The following is a 772-nucleotide window of genomic DNA, read 5'->3' on the forward strand; positions in this document are numbered from 1 at the left end:
GCCAAATCCTAAGACTACAACGGTGCGTTATTTCCTTCGTCATATGAAGAATGACTTCAAACTAAACATGCGAAGAAAATTTGGTTAACGAGAAGCCTTATAATCGAAAACATATGAGCGCTGAACTTAAGCAGCGCTCATAAAAATTTGGAGGTTGTTATTCCAATAAGAAATGGGCACGCGCTAAGGCAATAGGCTTTTCTCTTCTTTGCTGCCATGCATGCACTTCCACATTCGCAACACGCCCTCCCTGACGAGTCACTTCGCAGTGGACGAAAGTATCTCTATCTAGACCGGCACGTAGATAATCGATCGAAAAATCGATAATCCTAGGAATCACGCCCCCAGGTTGCGTGGCTAGCAAATGCAGCATGCTCGCCATTTCCATAAAGCCACCTAATACACCACCATGAATCGCTGGCAAAATAGGGTTTCCTATATTACTTGGCTGACGATTTAACTTGTAAAATCCTGCGGCTGGTTCTCCATCTAATTCCACCCCAATATAAGACGCATAAGGGATAGCAGAAATCAGTGGTTCGAAATCTTTCGTTGCGAGTGCTGATGCACGAAGGTCCTTTAAGCTAACCTGCGATCGTGTGTTCTCATTGAAAGTAAATTCGGGTATTTGAGTGCCTTTGGTCATATGTTCCAAAGATGGAATACCTTTGGCACCCATGCGCATAAACGTGGCCACACAATGCGCGACAGTGCGATCAACTTGGTAAGCTTCACAACGCATGAATACGATATTTTTAGTGACGCGATAACA

The 772-nt window shown here is 44.2% G+C and carries 1 protein-coding gene; it reads right to left on the bottom strand.

Annotation, left to right across the window (positions count from 1 at the left end):
• Positions 1-157: 157 nt before the first annotated feature.
• A partial coding sequence (locus tag A3739_RS26725; RefSeq protein WP_231877157.1) for a PaaI family thioesterase occupies positions 158-772 on the bottom strand: 615 nt, incomplete at its 5' end.

The organism is Oleiphilus sp. HI0067 (genome assembly GCF_001635735.1).